Origin of the sequence: Noviherbaspirillum sp. Root189 (genome assembly GCF_001428545.1) — a bacterium.
GTDB lineage: Bacteria > Pseudomonadota > Gammaproteobacteria > Burkholderiales > Burkholderiaceae_D > Noviherbaspirillum.
In genome coordinates this window covers 21,669-44,965 of sequence record NZ_LMHZ01000013.1, presented here as the reverse complement: position 1 = coordinate 44,965, position 23,297 = coordinate 21,669, and the positions used below count along the sequence as shown (strand labels likewise).

The 23,297-nt window shown below is 57.1% G+C and carries 23 protein-coding genes; 17 read left to right on the top strand and 6 right to left on the bottom strand.

The window, feature by feature from the left end:
* Positions 1–172 precede the first annotated feature (172 nt).
* From ASE07_RS09740 to xerD, 5 genes are all read left to right on the top strand, one after another.
* A complete protein-coding gene (locus tag ASE07_RS09740) occupies positions 173–1,156 on the top strand; it encodes a tripartite tricarboxylate transporter substrate binding protein BugD (protein WP_156396516.1) in 984 nt (327 codons plus the stop codon).
* Between the two features lie 148 nt (positions 1,157–1,304).
* Positions 1,305–1,766 carry a tripartite tricarboxylate transporter TctB family protein gene (locus ASE07_RS09735; RefSeq protein ID WP_057290629.1) on the top strand — a complete coding sequence of 154 codons (462 nt, stop codon included), beginning with the start codon at positions 1,305–1,307 and terminating at the stop codon, positions 1,764–1,766.
* Between the two features lie 12 nt (positions 1,767–1,778).
* Positions 1,779–3,278: a tripartite tricarboxylate transporter permease gene (locus ASE07_RS09730; RefSeq protein WP_057290628.1), complete on the top strand. Its 1,500-nt coding sequence runs from the start codon at positions 1,779–1,781 to the stop codon at positions 3,276–3,278.
* 157 nt (positions 3,279–3,435) lie between these two features.
* On the top strand, positions 3,436–3,936 hold the full coding sequence (locus ASE07_RS09725; protein ID WP_057290777.1) for a methylated-DNA--[protein]-cysteine S-methyltransferase: 501 nt from the start codon (positions 3,436–3,438) through the stop codon (positions 3,934–3,936).
* Positions 3,933–4,838: a site-specific tyrosine recombinase XerD gene (gene xerD, locus ASE07_RS09720; RefSeq protein ID WP_057290627.1), complete on the top strand. Its 906-nt coding sequence runs from the start codon at positions 3,933–3,935 to the stop codon at positions 4,836–4,838. The genes ASE07_RS09725 and xerD overlap by 4 nt, the downstream gene beginning before the upstream one ends.
* Before the next feature lie 331 nt (positions 4,839–5,169).
* On the opposite strand, the gene phaP is transcribed toward xerD, so the two are convergent.
* Positions 5,170–5,733, bottom strand: coding sequence for a phasin family protein (phaP, locus tag ASE07_RS09715; protein WP_057290626.1), 564 nt, complete (start codon positions 5,731–5,733; stop codon positions 5,170–5,172).
* Between the two features lie 422 nt (positions 5,734–6,155).
* Here phaP and ybaK point away from each other — a divergent pair, with 422 nt between their 5' ends.
* The 4 genes from ybaK (at position 6,156) to ASE07_RS09695 (ending at position 9,167) form a co-directional block, all read left to right on the top strand.
* Positions 6,156–6,647: a Cys-tRNA(Pro) deacylase gene (gene ybaK, locus ASE07_RS09710; RefSeq protein WP_057290625.1), complete on the top strand. Its 492-nt coding sequence runs from the start codon at positions 6,156–6,158 to the stop codon at positions 6,645–6,647.
* Between the two features lie 34 nt (positions 6,648–6,681).
* A complete protein-coding gene (plsY, locus tag ASE07_RS09705) occupies positions 6,682–7,287 on the top strand; it encodes a glycerol-3-phosphate 1-O-acyltransferase PlsY (RefSeq protein WP_057290624.1) in 606 nt (201 codons plus the stop codon).
* 91 nt (positions 7,288–7,378) lie between these two features.
* Positions 7,379–8,071, top strand: a complete 693-nt coding sequence (locus tag ASE07_RS09700; RefSeq protein WP_057290623.1) for an MgtC/SapB family protein — start codon at positions 7,379–7,381, stop codon at positions 8,069–8,071.
* Positions 8,072–8,291: 220 nt separating this feature from the next.
* A complete protein-coding gene (locus tag ASE07_RS09695; RefSeq protein WP_057290622.1) occupies positions 8,292–9,167 on the top strand; it encodes an amino acid ABC transporter substrate-binding protein in 876 nt (291 codons plus the stop codon).
* A gap of 120 nt (positions 9,168–9,287) precedes the next feature.
* On the opposite strand, the gene tsaD is transcribed toward ASE07_RS09695, so the two are convergent.
* Complete coding sequence (tsaD, locus tag ASE07_RS09690) at positions 9,288–10,316, bottom strand: tRNA (adenosine(37)-N6)-threonylcarbamoyltransferase complex transferase subunit TsaD (protein WP_057290621.1); 1,029 nt, start codon at positions 10,314–10,316, stop codon at positions 9,288–9,290.
* A 69-nt stretch (positions 10,317–10,385) separates the two neighbouring features.
* Here tsaD and ASE07_RS09685 point away from each other — a divergent pair, with 69 nt between their 5' ends.
* From ASE07_RS09685 to ASE07_RS09670, 4 genes are all read left to right on the top strand, one after another.
* A complete protein-coding gene (locus ASE07_RS09685; protein WP_057290620.1) occupies positions 10,386–11,009 on the top strand; it encodes an ANTAR domain-containing response regulator in 624 nt (207 codons plus the stop codon).
* 307 nt (positions 11,010–11,316) lie between these two features.
* Complete coding sequence (locus tag ASE07_RS09680) at positions 11,317–12,567, top strand: CmpA/NrtA family ABC transporter substrate-binding protein (protein WP_057290619.1); 1,251 nt, start codon at positions 11,317–11,319, stop codon at positions 12,565–12,567.
* 21 nt (positions 12,568–12,588) lie between these two features.
* Positions 12,589–13,500 (top strand): nitrate ABC transporter permease, encoded by a 912-nt coding sequence (gene ntrB, locus ASE07_RS09675; RefSeq protein WP_057290618.1) that lies wholly within the window; start codon positions 12,589–12,591, stop codon positions 13,498–13,500.
* Between the two features lie 96 nt (positions 13,501–13,596).
* Positions 13,597–14,409: an ABC transporter ATP-binding protein gene (locus ASE07_RS09670; RefSeq protein WP_057290617.1), complete on the top strand. Its 813-nt coding sequence runs from the start codon at positions 13,597–13,599 to the stop codon at positions 14,407–14,409.
* Positions 14,410–14,647: 238 nt separating this feature from the next.
* On the opposite strand, the gene ASE07_RS28715 is transcribed toward ASE07_RS09670, so the two are convergent.
* Complete coding sequence (locus tag ASE07_RS28715) at positions 14,648–14,821, bottom strand: hypothetical protein (RefSeq protein ID WP_156396514.1); 174 nt, start codon at positions 14,819–14,821, stop codon at positions 14,648–14,650.
* A gap of 239 nt (positions 14,822–15,060) precedes the next feature.
* Here ASE07_RS28715 and ASE07_RS09665 point away from each other — a divergent pair, with 239 nt between their 5' ends.
* Genes ASE07_RS09665 through ASE07_RS09655 form a run of 3 tightly spaced genes read left to right on the top strand, consistent with a single transcriptional unit; the run spans position 15,061 to position 18,206 of the window.
* Positions 15,061–16,506 carry a hypothetical protein gene (locus ASE07_RS09665; protein ID WP_057290616.1) on the top strand — a complete coding sequence of 482 codons (1,446 nt, stop codon included), beginning with the start codon at positions 15,061–15,063 and terminating at the stop codon, positions 16,504–16,506.
* Positions 16,507–16,515: 9 nt separating this feature from the next.
* On the top strand, positions 16,516–17,421 hold the full coding sequence (locus ASE07_RS09660) for a metal ABC transporter substrate-binding protein (RefSeq protein WP_057290776.1): 906 nt from the start codon (positions 16,516–16,518) through the stop codon (positions 17,419–17,421).
* Positions 17,418–18,206, top strand: coding sequence for a metal ABC transporter permease (locus ASE07_RS09655; RefSeq protein WP_057290615.1), 789 nt, complete (start codon positions 17,418–17,420; stop codon positions 18,204–18,206). Before ASE07_RS09660 ends, ASE07_RS09655 begins: the two co-directional genes overlap by 4 nt.
* A gap of 111 nt (positions 18,207–18,317) precedes the next feature.
* Here the strand turns inward: ASE07_RS09655 and ASE07_RS09650 are convergent, their stop codons facing one another.
* The gene (locus ASE07_RS09650; protein ID WP_057290614.1) at positions 18,318–18,764 is read right to left on the bottom strand and encodes a MarR family winged helix-turn-helix transcriptional regulator; all 447 of its coding nucleotides are present in this window, start codon (positions 18,762–18,764) and stop codon (positions 18,318–18,320) included.
* An 83-nt stretch (positions 18,765–18,847) separates the two neighbouring features.
* Between ASE07_RS09650 and ASE07_RS09645 the strand changes: the two genes are divergently transcribed.
* Entirely contained in the window at positions 18,848–19,966 is a 1,119-nt protein-coding gene (locus tag ASE07_RS09645) for an HPP family protein (protein WP_057290613.1), read from the top strand.
* Positions 19,967–19,993: 27 nt separating this feature from the next.
* Here the strand turns inward: ASE07_RS09645 and ASE07_RS09640 are convergent, their stop codons facing one another.
* A complete protein-coding gene (locus ASE07_RS09640) occupies positions 19,994–21,697 on the bottom strand; it encodes a bifunctional protein-serine/threonine kinase/phosphatase (protein WP_057290612.1) in 1,704 nt (567 codons plus the stop codon).
* Between the two features lie 133 nt (positions 21,698–21,830).
* On the bottom strand, positions 21,831–23,045 hold the full coding sequence (locus ASE07_RS09635) for a nitrate/nitrite transporter (protein ID WP_057290611.1): 1,215 nt from the start codon (positions 23,043–23,045) through the stop codon (positions 21,831–21,833).
* Between the last annotated feature and the right edge of the window lie 252 nt (positions 23,046–23,297).

The window sequence follows — 23,297 nt, the reverse complement described above, 5'->3', positions numbered from 1 at the left end:
GCACAAACATGATTTGCGGGTTTCCACAGTAGCGCCATACACGTGTCATGACAATAATAGGTTGAATGCAGACTTGGTATGCGCATAGTATTGAAAATACTTTGAAATACTTTGCGTGGCTTACTGATCAGCCGGACAGGTCATGCATTTATACAACTATTAAAGAGGAGCAATGCACGTGAATATCAAGTCATTTCGTTTCGTAGCAGGGCTGGCACTGGTAGCAAGCACCTTTGCTCATGCACAGGCCACTTTCCCGACCAAAACTATCACGATGATTGTGCCATTCGCAGCAGGCGGCCCAACCGATACCGTGGCCCGTCTGGTAGCGCAGTCGATGAGCAAAACACTGAACCAGCAGGTGATCGTCGAGAACGTTGGTGGTGCGGGCGGTACTATTGGCGCAGCCCGGGTTGCAAAGGCGGAGCCGGATGGCCATACCGTTTTCCTGCACCATATCGGCCAATCTACCGCACCGACCCTGTATCGCAAGCTTTCTTATAGTTCGATCGATAGCTTCGAGCCGATCGGCCTTGTCACCGATGTGCCGATGACTATCGTGGCACGCAAGGATTTTCCCGCCAAGGATTTCAAGGAGCTGATCTCCTATATCAAGGCTAACAAGAACAAGGTTAGCTACGCCAACGCCGGTGTTGGTTCAGCATCGCACCTGTGCGGAATGCTGTTCCAGACCGCAATCGATACCGAAGTCACTACCGTTCCTTACAAGGGGACAGGTCCTGCGATGAATGACTTGCTGGGCAGTCAGGTCGACTTCATGTGCGACCAGACCACCAACACCACCAGCCAGATCAAGAGCGGCAAGATCAAGGCCTATGCGGTCACGACGAAGACCAAGGTGCCGTCACTGCCGGATCTGCCAACAGCCAATGAAGCCGGATTGCCGAACTTCGAGATTGCGGTGTGGCATGGCTTGTATGCACCTAAGGGCACGCCTAAACCGGCAATTGACAAACTGGCAGGTGCTCTCCAGATCGCTCTCAAAGATTCGACCGTCAAGCAGCGCTTCGCTGAACTTGGCACCGAGCCGGTTGCAGAAAACCGCGCCACCCCGGAAGCGTTGCGGAGTCACCTCAAGGCCGAAATTGACAAGTGGGCCCCAATTATCAAGAAGGCCGGCGTGTATGCCGATTAAACAAAAGTGGTATAAAGCCATGCAGTAAAGGAAGCGGGGCATCATCGCCCCGCTTCTCATACGGGTTGCAGCTAACATGCAGGTAAAAACAGCGCCCCGCAAGACAGGCAGAATTGCAACATATTTGTAAACCAAGGAGGAGACGATTTTGGCATCATTCATCCGCAACCCCAAGGACCTCTGGTCGGGGGTGATTTTCATCGCCATTGGACTGGCCGCGATCTTTATCGGCCGGGACTATTCAATGGGTAGCGCCGGCAGGATGGGCCCGGCCTACTTCCCCACCATCCTTGGCGGACTGCTTGCCCTGATCGGTGCCATTGCCGTGGTGCGCTCATTGATTAGTTCCGGCGAAGCCATTGGGGCCTTTTCGATAAAAGGCATCGTGCTGGTGATCATGGGTACCGTGCTGTTTGGTGTGCTCGTGCGCGGTGCCGGCCTGGCAATTGCCATTATCGTCCTGGTCATGCTCAGTGGGCTGGCCAGTATCAAGTTCAGGGTGGCGCCTTTCCTCGCAGTCGCCATTGGCCTCGCGGTGTTCAGCGTGCTGGTATTTGTGAAAGCGCTCGGCCTGCCGATGCCGATGCTCGGCCCGTGGCTCGGGTTCTAAGGGGAATGAACAATGGAAATTCTAAGTAACCTCGCACTCGGCTTCGATACCGCGCTCACTTTATCCAATCTGATGTACTGCCTGATCGGGGTGTTCCTGGGTACCGCCATCGGTGTGCTGCCCGGCCTCGGGCCGACCGCGACCATCGCCATGCTGCTGCCGGCGACGTTCGCGCTGCCGCCGATCTCTTCGCTGATCATGTTGGCCGGTATTTATTACGGCGCGCAGTACGGCGGCTCCACCACCGCGATTCTGGTCAACCTGCCGGGCGAATCCTCGTCGGTCGTGACCGCGATCGATGGCTATCAGATGGCCCGTCAGGGTCATGCCGGCAAGGCCCTCGCTACCGCTGGTATCGGTTCATTCTTTGCCGGTACTGTTGCCACACTGTTGCTCGCACTGTTCGCACCGCCCCTGGCCGAACTGGCACTGCAGTTTGGTCCCGCTGAATACTTTTCGCTGATGGTGCTGGGCCTGGTTGCCTCGGTGGTACTGGCACACGGCTCGCTGCTGCGCGCGCTCGGCATGATTATGCTTGGTCTGCTGCTGGGGTTGATCGGTACTGACGTCAATTCAGGCACCCCGCGCTATACCTTCGACGTGCCGCAACTGGCGGATGGCATCAACTTCGTGGTGGTTGCCATGGGCATGTTCGGCCTGGGTGAAATCATTCGCAACCTGGAAAATCAGGAAGAACGTTCACTGAGTATCAAGAAGGTCCAGGGACTGATGCCCAGCAAGGACGATCTCAAGCGCATCATAGCGCCCATCCTGCGCGGCACCGCGCTCGGTTCGGCGCTGGGTATCCTGCCCGGCGGTGGCGCGATGCTCTCGTCGTTCGCTGCTTATTCGATCGAGAAGAAGGTATCGAAGAACTCGGCGCAGTTCGGCAAGGGCGCCATTGAAGGCGTGGCCGCACCAGAAGCTGCCAACAATGCCGGCGCGCAAACTTCCTTCATCCCGATGCTGACCCTGGGGATTCCATCCAACCCGGTGATGGCACTGATGATCGGCGCGATGATCATCCAGGGCATTCAGCCGGGACCGGCGGTGATGACGGAACAACCGGCGCTGTTCTGGGGCATCATCGCTTCGATGTGGATCGGTAACTTCTTCCTGATCGTGCTGAACCTGCCGATGATCGGGCTGTGGGTGCGCATGATCATGGTGCCTTACCACTTCCTGTACCCGGGCATCCTGGTCTTCTGTGCGATTGGCGTATTCAGCTTGAACAACAGCGAATTCGACGTGTTCGTGATGGCGGGATTCGGCCTGTTCGGCTATATCTGCGCCAAGCTTGAGATGGAAGCCGCACCGATGATGCTGGCCTTCATTATCGGGCCGATGATGGAAGAATATCTGCGTCGCGCCTTGCTGCTGTCGCGCAGCGATCCGTTAGTTTTCCTGCAGCGGCCGATCAGCGCCACCATGCTGATCCTGTCCGCGCTGGCCATGGCGGTCGTGCTGTTGCCTTCCTTGCGCAAGAAGCGCGAAGAGGCATTCGTCGAGTAAGAACGGCGGCCGGGTATGCCGGTAAATCTCTGTCTGGACCGGCGCGCCACCGAAAGGGGCGCGCCGGTTTGGTTTTGTATGGGGCAGACTTGCAACACCTTTAGTCTGACTGTGCGGATGAAACAAAATGTCCCTGCTTTTGATTTATGCTAGCGGGATGAAAGCATCTTCCAATCAAACGCTATTTTCCGCCATCGTCGAGGCTCCCTGGGGAGCGGTCGGAATCCGTACCGAGCCTGGCATCGTTCGTGAACTCGTCTATCTGCCGCCGAGCTTCGATGAAAAGGCGCCGGTCGACGCCCTGTCGGAACAGGCAGCACGCCAGGTAGAGCGCTATCTCAACGAACCCGACTTCCGTTTCGATCTGCCGCTGGCCGAAGTAGGCACGGCGTTTCAGCGCAAGGTTTGGGATGTCATCAGCACCATTCCGCGCGGCGATGTGCGGACCTACGGCCAAGTGGCCAAACTGATCCGCTCGGCGCCAAGGGCGGTCGGACAGGCCTGCGGCGCCAACTGGTTTCCGCTAGTGATTCCCTGTCACCGGGTCACGGCGTCCGGGGGACTCGGCGGCTTTTCCAACCATGATGACGAGACCGGTTTTCATCTCGGTGTCAAACGGTGGTTGCTTGCCCATGAAGGCGTTACGGCTTACCGATGAGTGAAGCGCCAGTAGCAAACCAGAATCTCATCGACGAATTCTGCGACACCCTGTGGCTGGAAGACGGACTAGCCAAAAACTCGTTGGAAGCGTACCGGCGGGATATGACCTTATTTGGTACCTGGCTCGCCGAGCAGCACGGTAAGGATCTGCATGCCGCCCAAGCCCAGGATATCCTGGCCTACTTCGCAGCACGCCATGCCGATACCAAGGCAACGTCGGCCAACCGGCGTCTGGCAGTACTCAAGCGCTTCTATCAAATGGCGCTGCGGCAGAACAGGATTCATGTTGACCCCTGTCTGAAACTGAAATCGGCCAAGCAGCCGCCACGTACGCCCAAAACGCTGTCCGAGGCGCAGGTCGAGGCTTTGCTCGCCGCGCCCGACGTCAGTACGCCGCTGGGCCTGCGTGACCGCACGATGCTGGAACTGATGTATGCCAGCGGCTTGCGCGTGTCCGAACTGGTTTTGCTCAAGACCATGGAACTGGGCATGAATGAGGGCGTGCTCCGGATTACCGGGAAGGGCGCCAAGACACGGCTAGTGCCGTTCGGGGAAGAGGCGCGCCAATGGATCGAACGCTACCTGAAAGAGGGCAGGCTCGCCATCCTGAACGGCCAGGTCGATGACGCGTTGTTTGTGACCGCACGTGGCGGCCCGATGACGCGCCAGATGTTCTGGACCCTGATCAAGAAGCATGCGCTCAAGGCGGATATCAATGCGCCGCTGTCACCGCACACCTTGCGGCATGCGTTTGCCACCCACTTGCTCAACCATGGTGCGGACCTGCGTGTTGTCCAGCTTTTACTGGGGCATGCCGATATTTCAACTACCCAGATATATACCCATGTTGCCCGGGAACGTCTGAAGAAACTGCACGCGGAACATCACCCGCGGGGATAAGCTCTGTTTTGTCACGTTAACATGACATGAAGGCATTAAAACTATTGCTTTCTGTCAATTTGAAATGGAACAATAATTGCTAAAGTGAATGTCCAACGACCCGTTTTGGACAATGACCATGGAAACCTTGCGTACCCTTTCCTATATTGTGCTGGTAGCTACAACCTTTGCCGCGACGTATATGGTGTCGACGCTTTAAGCGATCATCGCCTTCATCTCGCGGTAAAAGGGGATTCCCGCATAAATTTGAGCAGCGCTGCCTTGTATCACCAATAAAAAAACGGGCCGCATTGCGGCCCGTTTTGCATCATCCGGAATCCGGGATGAAGGATTACTTGCGTGTACGGCCAGCTGTCTTTTCCGCGACTTGCGAGAACTGGGTGACGGCGGAATTCATGTTCGCTTCCATCACTTCAGCTGCCTGCTTGGCAGTTTTGGTGAACTGCTCATAACCTGCATTAGCATTACCCAGCGCGGTTTTGAACATGGCAACAACGTTTTCCGAACCGGCCGGGGCATTCTTGGATACGTCGTCGACGAGGGCAGATACCTTGCGGCCGGTTTCGGCGATCTGCTCTTCGGTGACACGGCTCAGTTCAGCCTGGGCGGCGGTCACGATACCAGCAAGGTGACGACCATAGGCGATTGCCTTCGCAGCGGTTGGTTGAGCTTGTGCGGCGGTCAGCGAGAAAAATTCCTGAGGGTCTTTTGCAGACAGCAACTGGCGTGCTGCAATCGATGTGTCTTCCAGCGATGCCTTCGCTACATTCAAATTCAGGTCAACAACTTTTTCGACGCTCTCAAATGCTTTGCCGAAGAGGCTGTTGAACAGGGAAACCTGAGCTTCAAAGTTGGCTTTGGCGGCGGAGGAAAATTGCTCGGGAGTGTTAAACATGGTCTTCTCCTAAAAAGGAAATGCAGTGAATAGGGTAGGTTAATAGCAGACTTATTGTGCGCTGCAACAATGACTATTCTAAAGGCTGAGCTATCGAAGTCAAGACGTTTTTGTGCGGCGCACAAAAATAATTGATCTTTATCTATCAGCGGGCAACGGAAATTTTCCGGACAGGAATAAAGCCAATGATAAGAAGAATTACTTGAGGCATATCGCAGAGAGCTAAGCATCCATCAGGAAAACAGCGCGGCTTAAGTTGTTTTTCTTGCAATTTACCATTTCCCAACTTTTTCATCAAAATTCCCCATAAAGATCGTGAACGAGAAAATCACCTGTGTCTGTCACTCGCATAAGGCATGCCCTGCCGTCTTGCAAAGAGCGGATCTTGCTGCATAATGTGCTCCGCAATTTGAATTTGAACCATGGCAAAAAAAGAACATATCTCCGAGACTCCGGCCACCCAATTTCTGCGCAAGCAGGGAATCGCTTTTTCCGAGCATCCCTATGCGTATGAAGAGCATGGCGGCACTGCGGTGTCTGCCCGCGAACTGGGAGTGGATGAACATCATGTGGTCAAGACCCTGATCATGCAGGACGAGGCGGCCAAACCAATGATCGTGCTGATGCATGGCGATCGCAAGGTCTCTACCAAAAACCTGGCGCGCCAGATCGGCTGCAAGTCGGTCGAGCCCTGCAAACCCGAAGCCGCCAACCGTCATTCAGGTTTCCTGGTTGGCGGCACCTCTCCCTTCGGCACCAAAAAAGCCATGCCGGTGTATGTCGAGCAAAGCATTCTCGATCTCGACCGGATCTATATCAACGGTGGCCGCCGCGGTTATCTGATCGGCATCGACCCGAAAGTCATTCCGGTCGTCCTGCCAGCCAAGCCCGTGAAATGCGCGCTCGAAGAATAATGCCGTTGTGGTGGTACCCCATTGAAAGGATGAAATGAATACAGTTTTGTTTGCCGTCGCCGCTTACCTGATCGGCTCGGTATCGTTTGCGGTGGTCATGAGCAGGATCTTCCGGCTCGCTGATCCGCGTACCTATGGTTCAAAGAACCCAGGGGCCACCAACGTGCTGCGTAGCGGCAATAAGGCCGCAGCTGCGTTGACCTTGCTCGGTGACGGCGCCAAAGGCTGGTTTGCGGTATGGCTGGCCATGCGCCTGGGGCCGCAGAATGGCGTAGGCGATGCCGGCATTGCGTTGGTCGCACTCGCCGTGTTCGTCGGCCATCTGTGGCCGCTATTCACACGCTTTGTCGGCGGCAAAGGCGTTGCGACCATGCTGGGTGTCCTGATCGGAATCAATGGCTGGCTCGGCCTCGCAACCATTGTGACCTGGATCGTTATTGCCTACGCCTTCCGGTATTCATCGCTGGCCGCGCTGGTGGCCAGCGTCTTCGCCCCTTTTTACTATGGGCTGCTGTTCGGTACCGACGGCATTCTTTTGGCCATCCTTGTGATGAGCGCCCTGTTGATCTATCGTCATCGCCAGAACATTGCCAACCTGATGGCTGGCAAGGAAAGCCGACTCGGCAGCAAGAAAAAATAAGCCGGCGTCCATTCCGACAGCAGATTGCTACACGTCTATCCATCCTTCCCGCAATCGCGGTATGCTTTATAAAAAATAACAAGGAGCGGGGATGGATAATGATTACGTTAACATTGCAGTTCACCTGCTCGGCGCTCTGATCGCCGGCGGCATTATCGGGCTTGAACGCAGCTATCACGCGCGACCCGCCGGATTTCGTACCCACACGCTGGTATGCGTCGCGTCCAGCCTCCTGATGCTGGTCATGCTGTACCAATCGACCTGGTTGCCGGGCATGGACAGTGAAATGATACGTACCGATCCGACACGCATGGCACAGGGCATCATGACCGGCATCGGTTTTCTGGGTGCCGGCGTAATCTTCAAGGAGGGGCTCAGCGTACGGGGCCTGACCACCGCAGCCTCCATCTGGATCACAGCCGCCATTGGTGTCCTGATCGGCATCGGCTTTTATTATCCGGCGATCCTCGCCACGTTGCTCACCGTCGGCATTCTTTCGTTTTTCCGCCGTATCGAGGCAATGATGCCCTCACATTCTTATGCGCATCATCTGCTGCGCTTCGATCGCAGCGACACGGTGCCGGAAGAAGAAATTCGCGCACTGCTGAAGGAGTATGGTTTTACGGTGGCGAACATGAGTTACCGGGTGAACGAGGACGGCGTTTCGTTCGAATACCGTATGGTTATTCAGACCATCGACTCCAGCAACACGCCTAAGCTGGCGGAGTATTTGCGGCGCTGGGACAAGGTCCGGTCGTTCCAGCTATCACCCACCGGGGATTAAACAGCCACGCCGCCGCCTCTGGTCACGTAGTAACAAGCCCCGATGCTGCATCCATGATCTGCCAGCGCGCCGATATGTGATCGCTTGCGCGTAAGCGTATGGTTTTTCGTACAAATTTTATGCATGGTTTTTCGCCGATTGCCTAGCAAAAAACTGCGGGATTTTATTTAGACTGGTCGATTGCATTTGTCTCCCCGCCGTTGATGCAGTCAAGGAAACCATGAAGCGCATTGCAGGAAGTATGTTTGTGTTGGCCGCCATGCTGGCGACAGCCTCCGCCCTTGCCGAGACTTTGTCAAAGATTCGCGAAACGCAGACGATCGTGTTGGCCTACCGGGATTCGCCGCCGTTCTCCTATCTCAATGAAAACAAGAAGGTCACTGGCTATTCGATCGATCTCTGTTTGAAGATCGTGGAAGCGGTCAAACGTGAACTGAAAATGCCGCAACTCGCCGTGGCATTCGTGCCGGTGGATTCGTCGTCGCGATTCTCCGCGATCATCAATGGCCGCGCCGACATGGAATGTGGTTCGACCACCAATACAGAAGAGCGACGTGCAAAAGTCAGCTTCGCCATTCCGCATTTTTTCGCTTCGGTCCGCATGCTGGTCAGGTCGGAAAGTGATATTCGTAACTGGCCTGACCTGCGTGATCGCAAGGTCGTCATCACCAAAGGGACGACCACCATCAAATTGCTGAACGAACGCAGTAACGTCCGCACATTGAACGTCGGCATTGTGGAGGGCAGCGATGATATGGCATCGTTTGCGATGGTGGAGCAGGGCAAGGCGGATGCCTTTCCGATGGACGATGTGCTGCTATACGGCCTGAAGGCATTGTCCAGGGACCCGAACAAGTTCGCCATTGTCGGCGATCCGCTGTCAGTGGAGCCTTACGCGATCATGCTGCGGAAGGATGATCCCGCATTCAAGAAGCTGGTGGACAAGGAAATCGTGCGCACCGTGGAAAGCCGGGAAATTTACGCGATGTACAACTACTGGTTCATGAACCGCTCCGGTCCCGGTGGGGCAAACATGAATATCCCGATGGGAAATCTGCTGCGGGAATCGCTGAAGTATCCTGGCGACCGCTTTTGAGTAGACGCTTCACACCTTCAATGGACAAGGAAGTGAGCTACGTTCGGGCTATGTAGATTGCAAGGCCGTCTGATTCAACCGGACGATCTGCCAGAAGCAATGCGATGACTGCTCACACCATCACACCACCCGCAATTCATCCAGCGGCCAGCGCGGCCGCACATTGAACGCATAATCGCGTTTTGCGGCATCCGGATTGATCTGCAGGCGCATCGCGCCGGCAAACGCGATCATCGCGCCATTATCGGTGCAAAACTCCAGCTCAGGATAGAACACGCGGAAGCGCTTCTTTTGTGCGGCGTCGTTCAGTGCTTCGCGCAGCTGACGGTTCGCGCCGACACCACCGGCAATCACCAATCGTTTCAGGCCGGTCTGTTTCAACGCTGCCAGGCACTTTGCAACCAGCACGTCGACGATCGCATCGACGAAGGCGCGCGCAATGTTGGCCTTGTCCTGTTCGCAAATGTTGACCGTTTGCTTTTTGACCAGGGTAAGCACCGCGGTTTTGAGGCCGGAGAAGCTGAAATTGAGATCTTTCGAATGCAGCATGGGGCGCGGCAACTGATAAGCGCCGGAATCGCCGAACTCGGCAAGCCGGGAAATCGCAGGTCCGCCCGGATAGCCAAGGCCAAGCAGTTTGGCTGACTTGTCAAAAGCTTCACCCGCCGCATCATCCAAGGTTTCGCCAAGCAATTCGTACTGGCCAACGCCATCGACCCGCATCAGTTGCGTGTGGCCACCGGAAATGAGCAGCGCAACAAATGGAAACTCCGGCCGCTCTTTGGCAAGCAAAGGCGACAACAGGTGGCCTTCAAGGTGATGCACGCCCAGTACCGGCCGGTCAAGTGCCAGGCCGAGGCCACAGGCGACCGACGCGCCCACCAGCAAGGCGCCGGCCAGCCCCGGGCCCTGTGTGTATGCAATGGCATCAATCGCGCTGCGCGGTACCGAGGCATTGTTCAAAACTTGCTCAAGCAGCGGAATGGCGCGGCGGATATGGTCGCGTGATGCGAGTTCAGGCACCACGCCGCCATATTCCTCATGCATGGCAACCTGTGAATACAAGGCATGCGCGAGAAGGCCGCGTTGTGTGTCATACAACGCCAGGCCGGTTTCATCACAGGAGGATTCGACGCCGAGAACGATCATGGAAAGAAATGGTGGATGGCAAGCTTCTTGCAAAGCTCTATTTTAAAGGAAGTCCACCATAGGCAAATCATGAGCGATCCCAAACAGCTGAAAATCGTCGTTATCAACTCCCTCGTCGTGCCGGAAGGGGCCAGCCATGCCGCACAGATCCAGGCGGAACGGGCACGCGCCCTGCGCATCGGGTTGCTGGAAGGCGGCTATAACATCCTTGCGGCATTGCCGCCCGATGCGGATCTGGAAGAACAGATCGTGCAACTGCAACCGGACGTCATCATCGTCGATGAGCAATCCGATGCCGCGCTGAAGAAAGTCGTTGCGGCCACTGCCAATGAGCGACGTCCCATCGTCTGCTTCACCGAAGACAACGACAAGGAAAAGATGCACGCCGCCATCGAGGCGGGCGTCTCGGCCTATGTCGTCGCGGGACTGTCGGCGGAGCGCGTAAAGGCCGTGCTCGACGTTGCACTGGCGCGCTTCGAAGTCGACCAGAAACTGCGCCACGAACTTTCCGAAACCAAGATGAAGCTCGCCGAGCGCAAGGTAATCGAGCGCGCCAAGGGCTTATTGATGGAACGGCATCATTGCTCGGAAGATGAAGCCTACCGAAAGCTGCGCCGCCTCGCCATGGACAAGAATCTCAAGCTGTCCGAAGTAGCCCAGCGCATGATCGACGTCGCCGATCTGCTCATTTAAGTGCTCTCAGTATCCCCAGCATGTAACGTGCACCGCCCCGTTTTAATGCGTTGCACAATCGGGGTGCGGTTCCCGACCTGATCCGGATCAATTCGCATCAATTCGCATCAATACGCTTCACGCCGGGTTGGCACAGGGCTTGCAAACCAGACAGATGTGCCAATGCTGGCGCACCGATCAGTAACACTGCGATGACCAATGGTGGTCATCGCATTTGGACAAAGGCGTCCCAGTCACCGCGAGCTTCCGCTTGCAGTGACCGGACGCCTTTCTTTTTGCCGGTTTCAAGGCCATGCATGAGGGAATCATGACAACAAAAGAAAGCAAAACGAATTTGACCCGCCGCAGCATCATCAAAGCGGGCGCCGCAGTAACAGCTAGTGCATTCGGTGGACTCGCCACCCAGGGGGCATGGGCTGCCGGTTCCGACAAGCCGGAAAAGGAAGAGGTCAGGATTGGCTTCATTCCGTTGACCGATTGCGCGTCTGTCGTGATGGCATCCGTACTCGGCATCGACAAGAAATACGGCATCAAGATCACGCCGACCAAGGAAGCTTCCTGGGCAGGCGTGCGCGACAAGCTGGTCAACGGTGAACTCGATGCGGCGCATGTGCTGTATGGCCTGATCTATGGCGTCCATCTTGGCGTCAGCGGCCCGAAGAAAGACATGGCCATGCTGATGACATTGAATAACAACGGGCAGGCAATCACACTGTCCAAGAAGCTGGCTGACAAGGGTGCGGTCGATGGTGCATCGCTGGCCAAGCTGATGCAGACCGAAAAGCGCGAGTACACGTTTGCGCAGACCTTTCCGACCGGTACCCATGCCATGTGGTTGTATTACTGGCTTGCTGCACATGGCATCAATCCGATGAAAGACGCCAAGGTCATCACCGTGCCGCCGCCGCAGATGGTGGCGAATATGCGTGTTGGCAACATGGACGGATTCTGCGTGGGCGAGCCATGGGGACATCGCGCGATTGCCGACAACATCGGCATTACCAGCGTCACGACGCAAGATATCTGGCGGGACCATCCGGAAAAAGTGCTCGGCACAACCGCCGACTTCGTCAAGAAATACCCGAACACCGCACGCGCCATGACGGCTGCCGTGCTTGAGGCCAGCAAGTGGATCGATGCCAGCTTGTCGAACAAAAACAAGATGGCGGAAACGATTGCCGACAAGTCGTACGTGAACACCTCGGTCGATGTGATCAACCAGCGCATTCTCGGCCGCTATCAGAATGGCCTTGGAAAAACCTGGGACGATCCGAATTACATGAAATTCTTTAACGACGGTGCGGTGAATTTTCCCTACCTGTCCGATGGCATGTGGTTCCTGACACAGCACAAACGCTGGGGCTTGCTGAAGGAGGAAGTGGATTACCTCGCGGTCGCCAAACAGATCAACCAGATTGACCTGTACAAGGACGCGGCCAACATGGTCAAGGTCAGCGTGCCGAAAGATCCTTATCGTAGTTCGAAGCTGATCGACGGCACTGTATGGGACGGCAAGAACCCGAAGGCTTACGCGTCTTCCTTTGCCATCAAAGCCTGATTACCCGACCTGGAGCCCATCATGAGTGCAGTCATGGACAACGTCCTCAACAAGCCGGTCGACCCGGCATCGGAGTCGCCACCGATGAAAGCAGATACCAGGGAACACGTGAAGTCGCGTGCAGCCACAGCAAAACCGTCTGCTGTAAAGCGGTCATTCAAACCCTTTTTTCTGGCGGTGCTGCCGCCGATTTTCGGTCTCGCGCTGCTGGTACTGGTCTGGGAAATCGTGGCTGCGAAAAACAGCGGATTTCCTTCACCGATGGTGACTTTGCAGGAGGCGATCATCGTATTCTCTGATCCGTTTTACCAGAAAGGTCCAAACGATCAGGGCATAGGCTGGAACCTGCTGCTGTCGCTGCAACGCGTTGCCACCGGTTTCGGCCTCGCTGCCGTGGTCGGTATTCCGCTGGGCTTCATGATTGGCCGCTTCAAGTTTTTGGCCGGCATGTTCAATCCCATTGTGAGCCTGCTCAAGCCAGTATCGCCGCTGGCATGGCTGCCGATCGGCCTGCTGGTATTCAAGGCGGCCAATCCCGCTGCCATCTGGGCGATCTTCATTTGCTCGATCTGGCCGATGATCATCAACACCGCGGTCGGCGTGCAGCGCGTGCCGCAGGATTACATGAATGTCGCCAAGGTGCTCAACCTGTCCGAGTGGAAGATCGTCACCAAAATCCTGTTCCCTTCGGTGCTGCCTTACATGCTGACCGGCGTGCGCCTCGCGATCGGTACCGCATGGCTGGTGATTGTCGCGGCGGAAATGCTGACCGGCGGTGTCGGTATCGGTTTCTGGGTCTGGGATGAATGGAACAACCTCAACGTCCCGCACATCATCATCGCCATCGTGGTGATCGGTGTGGTCGGTCTGCTGCTGGAACAAGGACTGGTTGCGCTTGCAAGAGCATTTACTTATGAAGAAGTAAGTAGCTAAGCGCCGCAACGCAATTCTTACTGCACGGTCGATCTGCGCTGACCTTTGATAGATTGCGTCTCTCCCACCGCGCGGGAGAGACGAATGGAGAACACCATGGACAATACCAGCAAATTCATCGAAATCCAGAATGCCGAAATGGTGTTCAGTACCAGGCAGGGCAGTTTTCATGCACTGCGCGACATCAACCTGAACGTGAAGAAGGGTGAATTCATTACGTTGATCGGTCATTCGGGCTGCGGCAAGTCGACCTTGCTTAACCTGATTGCCGGCTTATTGCGCGCCAGCGACGGTACCTTGCTTTGCGCGAACCGCGAAATCGCCGGTCCGTCGCCGGAGCGCGCGGTGGTGTTTCAGAACCATTCGCTGCTGCCGTGGCTGACTTGCTACGAAAACATTTACCTCGCTGTCGAACGCGTCTTCGCCGCAACGGAAAGCAGGGCTAAACTGAAGGAACGGACGCTAGCCGCGCTGGCACTTGTCGGCTTGTCGCATGCAGAGCAAAAGCGCCCACATGAAATTTCCGGCGGCATGAAGCAGCGTGTCGGCATTGCGCGTGCCTTGTCGATGGAGCCCAAGGTATTGTTGATGGACGAGCCTTTTGGCGCACTCGATGCGCTCACGCGCGCCCATCTGCAGGATGAACTGCTCAAGATCGTCGCCAAGACACAATCGACGGTGGTAATGGTCACGCACGACGTTGACGAAGCGGTGCTGCTGTCGGATCGGATTGTCATGATGACCAACGGACCTGCCGCGACCATCGGCGATATTGTCAACGTACGACTGGCGCGACCGCGTGACCGCGTTATCCTGGCGCAGGATCCGCTATATGTCGAATACCGTAGCTCCGTACTGGAATTCCTGTATCACCGCCAGGCGCACCCTGCGGTCAAGGAAGCGGCGTAGGTCTCAAGGGAGGCGCTGCAAGGCGCAATAGAGGGACGGCGGCGGAGAAGCGATTCTTCGCCGCTTTTTTATCGCAGGGCCGTGAGCGCACAGCACCAGGTTCGCTGGTATTCATGCTGATGGCGGCGCAAACTCTGCTATCGTCCGGGGGATTATTTACGCTAAACTACCCGACAGTTATTGTTTCTTACATCGAGTGGCAGTTACCCCGGCCGCTTCATCAAGCCACATTTCAAATTTACTTGCCCGTCCAGTGAACGTCCGTCGCGTTTTTGCGCATCTCGCCTTTGCCTGTTTCCTGCTGCTGTCGCAGCAGCTTGGCATTGTGCATGCGATTTCGCATATTTCGGCCGACGGTAGTCTGAATGATTCCAGGCACGAACATCTGCTCAAGGAACTGCAGTGTAAACAATGCCTTTCCTTCGCCGCAATCGGTTCGGGCCTGACCGGTTCACCGGCAACGATGACGCAGCTTGTTTTGCCGAACGAAGCACCTGCCGGCAAGCCACGCACTAAACCCCTTCCGCCAGCCGGTCGATTATTCGACTCACGCGCACCCCCCGTTCATTCCTGAGCCCTTGTATTGCCTTTACCTCGACCCGACACGGCATGCGTGCCGGGCGTGACTCTATACATCTATCAGGAACGAACATGTTGAAACGAACCACGTTGGCGACAGCGCTTGCTGTCGCCTATGCATCCTTGTCGCCTTTGCCGTCGTTGGCCGCGACCGATCAGGACATTGCCCAGATGCGTGATGAAATCCGACAGATGAAGCAGGATTACGAAGCTCGCATCCGGTCGCTCGAACAGCGTCTGCAGGCAGCGCAGGCGCAACCGCCTGCAATAGCCAATGGCAACGCACCGGTACCGGCAACGGCCGCCACATCGTCGGTTTCGAACTCTCAAAGTGTGGCGGCGGCGTCGCCGATGGCGGCTGCGTCGACCGGTCCAGCAAACACTTTCAACCCCGGTATCTCGGCGATCCTCGGAGGGACGTATTCTCGCCTGTCGAAGGATCCACAACAGGCCCGTATCCAGGGCTTTGTGCCGGGCGGCGAAGAAGTTGGCCCGGGCAGCCGCAACTTCAGTCTCGGCGAATCTGAAATTACGCTCCGCGCCAATATCGATCCCACTTTCGCCGGGCAACTGACCTTTGCCCTTGCGCCCGACGACAGCGTTGGTGTTGAAGAGGCGTTCGTGCAGACCAGGAGCTTGTCGAACGGCGTGAACCTGAAAGGGGGGCGCATGCTGTCGTCGATCGGCTATCTCAACAGCATCCATACCCACGCCTGGGATTTTGTCGATGCGCCGCTCGCTTACCAGGCATTCTTTGGCGGTCAGTACAGAACCGACGGGTTACAGCTTAAATGGTTAGCGCCGACTGACCGCTTCCTTGAATTTGGTCTGGAAGCAGGAAATGGTAGTAATTTCCCTGGCAATGACCGTAACAAGAATGGGGTTGGTGCCACCGCACTCTTTGCGCATATCGGCGATGACATCGGCGAGAATGCCAGCTGGCGTGCCGGCGTCTCGTATCTGCGAACTGGTGCAACCGACCGCTCGTATGAAGATGTAGATAGCGCGGATGGCGCCGTCGTCAACGCATTCAGCGGTCGTGCCAATACTTGGATCCTCGATGGCGTCTATAAGTGGGCGCCCAGTGGCAATGCCACCCAGACCAACTTCAAGCTGCAGGGAGAATATTTCCGTCGCAGGGAAAAAGGCACGCTGGCATTCGATACGGCAGGGCTCGCCCTTGCTGATACGTATGCGTCGGCCCAGTCAGGCTGGTACCTGCAGGGTATCTATCAGTTCATGCCGATGTGGCGTGTCGGCCTGCGTTATGACAGGCTGTCCTCAGGCACACCTGGTATCGGACTGGTCAGCAACGGAACCTTATCCACCGCCGACTTCCCGCGTCTGGCTTCCTACGATCCGAGACGCTCCAGCGTCATGGTCGACTATTCCCCATCCGAGTTCAGCCGCTTGCGGCTGCAGCTGGCGCAGGATAAATCGCGGCCAGGAACAAGCGACAACCAGATCTTCCTTCAATACATCATGAGCCTGGGTGCGCACGGCTCACATTCGTTCTAGGTGCTCGCCATGAAAAATACGTTTCTATTCCTGATGGCGGCAGTGTCGCTGACCGTCTCGTCGGCATCCCATGCGATCGTGAATATTCTGGCATGCGAACCGGAGTGGGCGGCACTGGCAACTGAAATCGGTGGTGACAAGGTCAAGGCCTCCAGCGCCACGACCGCCATGCAGGACCCGCACCGCATCGAAGCACGCCCCAGTCTGATCGCGCGCACGCGAAATGCCGATTTGCTGGTGTGCACCGGACTCGATCTGGAAGTCGGCTGGCTGCCGGTATTACTGCAACAATCCGGCAATCCAAAGATTGCTCCAGGGCAGCCGGGATATCTCGATGCCGGGATGCAGGTTCCGCGCCTGGACATCCCCACGCGCCTGGACCGCAGCGACGGCGACGTGCATGCGGCGGGCAATCCGCACATCCAGCAAGATCCACGCAACATTGCCCGTGTTGCCGATGTGCTGGTGCAGCGCCTGAGCCAGATCGATGCCGCCAATGCGACCTATTACCAGGCAAGGCACAAAGACTTTTCCATGCGCTGGAATGCGGCGATCCAGAAATGGACGCAGCAGGGTGCTCCTCTGAAAGGCGTTGCCGTCGTCGAACATCACAAGAACATGGCTTATCTGCTGAACTGGCTTGGCATGCGCAGTATCGCAACGCTGGAACCAAAGCCGGGTGTAGAGCCGAGTGTCGCGCATCTGTCCGGCCTGGTCAGCCAGTTGCAGCGTGAGCCAGCCAGGATGGTGATACGTGCCGCTTACCAGGATGGTCGGCCTTCACAATGGCTTTCCGATCATGCGCAAATCCCCGCCGTGGTCGTGCCGTTTACCGTGGGCGGAAACGATCAGGCAAAGGATCTGTTCGGGGTGTTCGACGATACCCTCCGCCGGCTTCTGGAAGCGGCGAAATGAATCCGGATGCCATTGACCTGAGTATTGTTGCACCGGCATTCGTGGCCGGTGTGCTGGTGTTGATGACGCATGTTCCACTCGGCGTGCAAGTGCTGAAGCGAGGTATTGTCTTTATCGACCTTGCCATTGCACAGATCGCGGCGTTGGGGGTGATCATTGCCGGCATGGCTGATCTGGACCAGGGATGGCTAGTACAACTGGCAGCCGGGACCGCTGCCATTCTTGGCGCATTTCTGCTGACATGGACCGAGAAACGCTGGCCGGAGGTGCAGGAAGCGCAGATCGGCGTCCTCTTTGTCCTGGCTGCCACGGGTAGTTTGCTGCTGCTCGCACACAATCCGCATGGGGGGGAGCATCTGCGTGATCTGCTGGCGGGACAGATTCTATGGGTCCGCTACGATCAGCTTGCGGTACCAGCTATTGCAACGGCACTCATTGCAATCGTTATTTTCGGGCTGCGTAACAAGCAGGCACAGGGACGTCTTGGCTTTTATTTGTTGTTCGCGCTTGCCGTCACCATCTCGGTGCAACTGGTGGGGGTGTATCTCGTATTCGCCAGCCTGATTGTTCCCGGCCTTGCGGCACGGCACTACCCTGGGCCGCTCCGATTGGCGATTGCCTATGCGGTCGGTATTGCCGGGTATGGAATGGGACTGGTGCTGTCGACGGTGTACGACCTGCCGTCAGGTGCATTGATCGTCTGGTGCTTGGCGGCGCTGGCGATGGTGGTCTATGGCTTTGGTCCGTCGAAGTCCCATGGCGCGAAAACAACATTCGCTGAATAGCAATTAACGCGTCGTCACTGCATGTGGCTGCGTGGCGGCTGTTGCACTCTTGAATGCGGATCGCCTTTGCAGGGCGATCCGCATTTTGTTATGCCGCCATCCAGCATCGTTCTAGCTGTCCTCATCGTTAAATGCCGTGATGCGTGCAACGCGGAATGTTCCCTGCAAGGATTTCAGTTCGGCGGCATGCAGGCTTGCGAGTCGCTCAAGAATGCGTTGCGCAACGGGCCGCAACCGTATCTCGACTTGCCGCCGGTCGGTTGCGCTTTGTGTACGTGAAATCAGGCCGCTTTCTTCACAACGCGACAATAGTGCTGCCATACCATGTGGCTTCATTTGCAGACGCTCCGCCAGTTCACCGACCAGTGCCCAGTCGCGCCCGGGGAAGCCGCGGATTTGCAGCAGCAGCTGGTATTGCAATGGTGTAATTCCCTCCGCGCGTGCCGCGGTTTCACTAAAATGCAGAAAGCGACGCAACTGGTAGCGGAATTCCGATAAGGCCTCGTACTGTTCCTTGGTGAACGGCGTTGTGGTTTGCTTTGGAGTTTTCGAGGCCATGTCAGTCAGGCAAGTCGGGTTGCCGCTGAATGTATCACAATATGCTATATTTCGCGACTTTGAATTGTTGCGGAAGAAATTGTATGAATGATTTTCTGGCCTGGCTGAAAGGATTCGTGCCGGCACCTATCCTTGCGGCACGCCGCGAGAAAATCGTGGCCGGCATCGGAGCCTGTGTCGGCTTGCTGATGGCGCAGTGGCTCAGTCATACCGTCTTTGGAGAAATCAATCCCTGGTTCATTGCGCCGTTGGGCGCATCCGCCGTGTTGCTGTTCGCGGCGCCCGCAAGCCCTCTCGCCCAACCATGGTCGATTATCGGAGGCAACATCGTATCGGCGCTCATCGGGGTTACCTGCGCGCGCTGGATCGAAGCACCGTTTATTGCCGCCGCGATGGCCGGTGCATTGGCCATCGCAGCCATGTTCAGCCTGCGCTGCCTGCATCCGCCTGGTGGCGCGATTGCACTGACCGCGGTGCTCGGTGGTCCGGCCGTTACCTCACTTGGATATCAGTTTGCCATTACCCCGGTCGCGGTCAACTCGGCATTTCTGTTGCTCGCTGCGCTGATATTCAATAACCTGCTGCGCCGCCGTTATCCGCACCAGGCGCATCACGTGGGTAACCGGCATGGCACCACGGATCTTCGCCCGGTTGAACGACTCGGGTTTACCCGTGCCGACCTTGATGCGGCGGTCAGGGCCTATGATGAGCTGATCGACGTCAACGAAGACGACCTTGAAGAAATTTTTCGACAGGCCGAATTACGCGCCTATAGCCGCCGCACAGGAGAAATCCGCTGTAGCGACATCATGTCGCGTGACCTGATCATTGCACGGCCCGAGATGACACCGACGCAGGTATGGAATCTGCTGACTCGTCATGAATTGCATGCGCTGCCCGTGGTGAATTCTTTCCAGGGACTGATTGGTATCGTGACCCTGCGTGACCTTGTCGCGGGTCCTGATGGCGGACGACCAAGGCTGCGCGGCCAGGAAACCGTGCGCGACATCATGACCACGCGTGTGCAAACTGCAAAACCCGACAATACGGTAGTCGAACTGGTGCCGCTGTTTTCAGATGAGGGCTTTCACCATTTGCCAGTGGTCGACGAGCGACGGCGCCTGGTGGGAATGGTCACGCAGTCGGATCTGGTCGCCGCCCTATACCGAAAGAAGCTGGAAGAAGTCGGACTTGCGGCCTGAACAACGTGGGAACGTATTGCTTGGTGCTTACCGTACCACCAGCAGATACAGCAGCAGCAAATTCAGCACAATCGAAATGACGGCGATGGCACGCCAGAGACCTGCGGGATCGCGCCTGGCAAGCGGCGTCACGCCGCGTGCAGGCAAGGGGTTGCTGGCACCGCGCTCCAGCGCAATCAGAAATTCTTCGGCGGTCTCAAAGCGTTCGGCAGGATTGCGCGCCACGGCTTTGTGCAGCACGCTGTCAAGCCAGTGCGGCAGGTCGGGCCGGTAGCGACTGGCCGGGACTGGTTCAGCGAAGCGCGGTCGCTGGAAGGGCTCGATCTCTCCATAAGGAAAATGACGCGTGAGCATGGTGTAGATGGTGACGCCGGCCGCATACACATCGGTCTGACGCGAGGGAGGAGCATTCTCGAATTGCTCCGGCGCGAGGAAAGACGGCGTGCCGGCCTGCGGCGCCGTGACGCCGTCTTCCTTGTCGAAATCCGATAGCGCTACGCCCAGGTCGAGTAAACGCAATTCCCCATCGGTACCCAGGTGCACATTCGACGGCTTGATATCCCGATGCAGGATACTGCGCCGATGCAGCGCGCCAACTGCGCGCACCAGCTTCTCTCCAAGTGCAACCGCTTCCGGCGCCGTGAAGTGACCGCCCGCGTCAAGCTTTTGTTGCAGCGTCCGCCCCTCATGCCAGGTGCTGAGGTAGTACAGATAACTCTTTTGCTCCGGCACAATGACCTGGGGAAAGAAACGTGCGACAACGCGTTTCGCCAGCCATTCCTCATGCGCGAATGCGGAGCGCTCGTGGGGATTATCGGCCCGATCGGGATGCAGGGTTTTGAGAACCAGCTGGCGTCCCGACTTCAGTTCGACGACGCGATAGAGCAGCGTCGCTTGTGACGCATGGATGATGTCTTCGACTCGATAGTCGTCCAGCTCCTGACCGGGCTTCAGACGCGGCGGCACCGGCAGCTGCTGTGAGCTGGACAGCGCGTCCCGCAGGTTTTCTTCCGGCAGTGCAAGCACGCGCAAAACCAGCGCGCTGCAATTGTCGGTGGAACCCGCCTGCAGCGCCTGGTCCACGAGCAGGTCTGCCGCCGCCTCGGCACTGGTCTGGTCCATGGCCAGCGCCGACAGTGCATGGGTGATGTCGTATTCGCTCATCCATCCCCACACGCCGTCGGAGGCGAGGAGGAAAACATCGCGTTCACGCAATTCACCCATGCCATGGTCGACGGCGAGGCGCGAATCCAGGCCGATTGCGCGCGTGAGCACGTGCTGCATTTCCGGACGATCCCATACATGATCGGTCGTCAGGCGTGTGAGCGTGCCGCCACGCAGCAGGTATAAGCGCGTGTCGCCGACATGGGCGAAGTAATAGAATCTGCCGCGCAGCACGACAGCGGTCAGCGTGGTTGCCATGCCGGCGAGTTCCCGGTTTTTTGCCCCCTGCGCCTGCACCCAGCTGTTGATCGCCTTCAGAACGCGATCCATCGCCTGTGTTACTGGCCAGGTGTCGGGTGTCGCAAAGTAATCGGTGAGCAGTCCGCGCACTGTGTACTCAGCGGCTTCCCGCCCGCCTGCATTGCCTGAAATACCGTCGGCAATGGCGGCGAGCATGCCTTTGGTGGACAGGTCCGGTTCTTCGGGCGTGGCCATGCCGACGAAGTCTTCATTGCGCTCGCGCAGGCCGGTACGGGAAGCGTAGCCCGTCAGTACGGAAAGTGGCATTGTCTGGATAGTGAGGTCGGCGGCGATATCAGTGACAGGAAAACGCGGATGAAACTGATGACTTCATCTACATCGTCCATATCATCTGCGTCATCCGTTTCATGCACTGTACTCTAACCATCCAGAAGCAGGTTCAAATCTTGGCGGTTGTCATCGCGGCGCTGCCCCACGTCGTGCGCCAGCGATTTTTCACGTACGACAGACCGACCAGTGCGGAGACCGCAAGCGCGGAAAAAATAGTCAGGCCGAGTTGATAGCTGCCAGTAACCTGCTTTGAATATCCCAGGCTGGACGCCAGGTAAAAGCCGCCAATGCCGCCCGCCATGCCGACCAGACCGGTCATCACGCCGATCTCCTTGCGAAAGCGCTGCGGCACCAGCTGGAATACCGCGCCATTGCCGGTGCCGAGCGCCAGCATCGCGAGCACGAAGACGACCAGCGCAGCGACATAGGACTGCATGCCCAGGCTGGCAATGAACAGGAAAGTGCCAGCCAGCACATACATGAGCGACAAGGTCTTGATGCCGCCAATCCGGTCTGCGATGATGCCGCCTACCGGACGCACCATGGAACCTGCGAACACGCAGGCTGCGGTGAAGTAGCCTGCGGTCACCGGTGAGAGCCCGTACTGGCCATTGAAGTAAATCGTCAGTGAAGAGGCAAGGCCGGAAAAGCCGCCGAACGTGACAGCATAGAAAAACATGAACCACCACGCATCCCTGTCCTTCAGCACATGGAGATACTCTGTAATGGATTTCGCAGGCGGTGCGCCTGGCGAGTCCTTTGCAAAAACCATGTAGACAAGGAAAGCGACGCCCAGCGGAATCAGGCAAAGGCCAAATACATTCTGCCAGCCATAGGCAATCGCCAGGGTAGGTGCGAACAGTGCGGCAAAGGCGGTGCCAGAATTTCCGGCACCCGCGATACCCAGCGCGGTGCCCTGGTGTTCAGGCGGATACCAGCGCGACGCCAGCGGTAGCGCGACGGCGAAGGCAGCACCGGCGACACCGAGCAGCAGGCCGAGCGTCAACATCGCTTCGTAACTCTTGATACTTCCCAGCCAGGCCCATGCCAGTCCCAACATCACGATCACCTGACCAATGGCGCCCGCCTTTTTCGGTTTGAGATGGTCGACCAGTACTCCCATCACAATGCGTAGCAGAGCGCCGGCCAGCAACGGTGTCGCCACCATCAGGCCTTTCTGTGCGGGTGTGAGTCCGAGGTCTTTCGAAATCTGTACGGCAAGTGGCCCGAGCAGCACCCAGACCATGAAGCTGAGATCGAAATAAAAGAATGAAGCGAGCAGGGTAGGCGTATGTCCCGCCTTCCAAAACGACGTTGTTTTCACGATGCTCCTTTGCACCAGAGGGGATAGAAACTTGGCTGAGGTAATGCAAGCCCTGTGCCACTGCTTTTATGCACCAAGACCCCCGTCATGCCCCGTTTTAAAGAGCCTTTCGTGGTGCGTAATGCGCGAAATGGCATCGTGACGACCACGCATGCACCTTGCGGGTGCAATCCCCTCATCATCGCAGTGCATTTACCTCCCAAACCGGCTGGCATGCCTTCTGCTAATCGAATTGCATGTTTATTTAAAGGC

Coding starts and splice junctions, on each gene's coding strand:
- ASE07_RS09740 (WP_156396516.1), top strand. CDS start 173: ATGCACGTGAATATCAAGTCATTTCGTTTCGTAGCAGGGCTGGCACTG.
- ASE07_RS09730 (WP_057290628.1), top strand. CDS start 1,779: ATGGAAATTCTAAGTAACCTCGCACTCGGCTTCGATACCGCGCTCACT.
- ASE07_RS09725 (WP_057290777.1), top strand. CDS start 3,436: ATGAAAGCATCTTCCAATCAAACGCTATTTTCCGCCATCGTCGAGGCT.
- xerD (WP_057290627.1), top strand. CDS start 3,933: ATGAGTGAAGCGCCAGTAGCAAACCAGAATCTCATCGACGAATTCTGC.
- phaP (WP_057290626.1), bottom strand. CDS start 5,733: ATGTTTAACACTCCCGAGCAATTTTCCTCCGCCGCCAAAGCCAACTTT.
- ybaK (WP_057290625.1), top strand. CDS start 6,156: ATGGCAAAAAAAGAACATATCTCCGAGACTCCGGCCACCCAATTTCTG.
- plsY (WP_057290624.1), top strand. CDS start 6,682: ATGAATACAGTTTTGTTTGCCGTCGCCGCTTACCTGATCGGCTCGGTA.
- ASE07_RS09700 (WP_057290623.1), top strand. CDS start 7,379: ATGGATAATGATTACGTTAACATTGCAGTTCACCTGCTCGGCGCTCTG.
- ASE07_RS09695 (WP_057290622.1), top strand. CDS start 8,292: ATGAAGCGCATTGCAGGAAGTATGTTTGTGTTGGCCGCCATGCTGGCG.
- tsaD (WP_057290621.1), bottom strand. CDS start 10,316: ATGATCGTTCTCGGCGTCGAATCCTCCTGTGATGAAACCGGCCTGGCG.
- ASE07_RS09685 (WP_057290620.1), top strand. CDS start 10,386: ATGAGCGATCCCAAACAGCTGAAAATCGTCGTTATCAACTCCCTCGTC.
- ASE07_RS09680 (WP_057290619.1), top strand. CDS start 11,317: ATGACAACAAAAGAAAGCAAAACGAATTTGACCCGCCGCAGCATCATC.
- ntrB (WP_057290618.1), top strand. CDS start 12,589: ATGAGTGCAGTCATGGACAACGTCCTCAACAAGCCGGTCGACCCGGCA.
- ASE07_RS09670 (WP_057290617.1), top strand. CDS start 13,597: ATGGACAATACCAGCAAATTCATCGAAATCCAGAATGCCGAAATGGTG.
- ASE07_RS09665 (WP_057290616.1), top strand. CDS start 15,061: ATGTTGAAACGAACCACGTTGGCGACAGCGCTTGCTGTCGCCTATGCA.
- ASE07_RS09660 (WP_057290776.1), top strand. CDS start 16,516: ATGAAAAATACGTTTCTATTCCTGATGGCGGCAGTGTCGCTGACCGTC.
- ASE07_RS09655 (WP_057290615.1), top strand. CDS start 17,418: ATGAATCCGGATGCCATTGACCTGAGTATTGTTGCACCGGCATTCGTG.
- ASE07_RS09650 (WP_057290614.1), bottom strand. CDS start 18,764: ATGGCCTCGAAAACTCCAAAGCAAACCACAACGCCGTTCACCAAGGAA.
- ASE07_RS09645 (WP_057290613.1), top strand. CDS start 18,848: ATGAATGATTTTCTGGCCTGGCTGAAAGGATTCGTGCCGGCACCTATC.
- ASE07_RS09640 (WP_057290612.1), bottom strand. CDS start 21,697: ATGCCACTTTCCGTACTGACGGGCTACGCTTCCCGTACCGGCCTGCGC.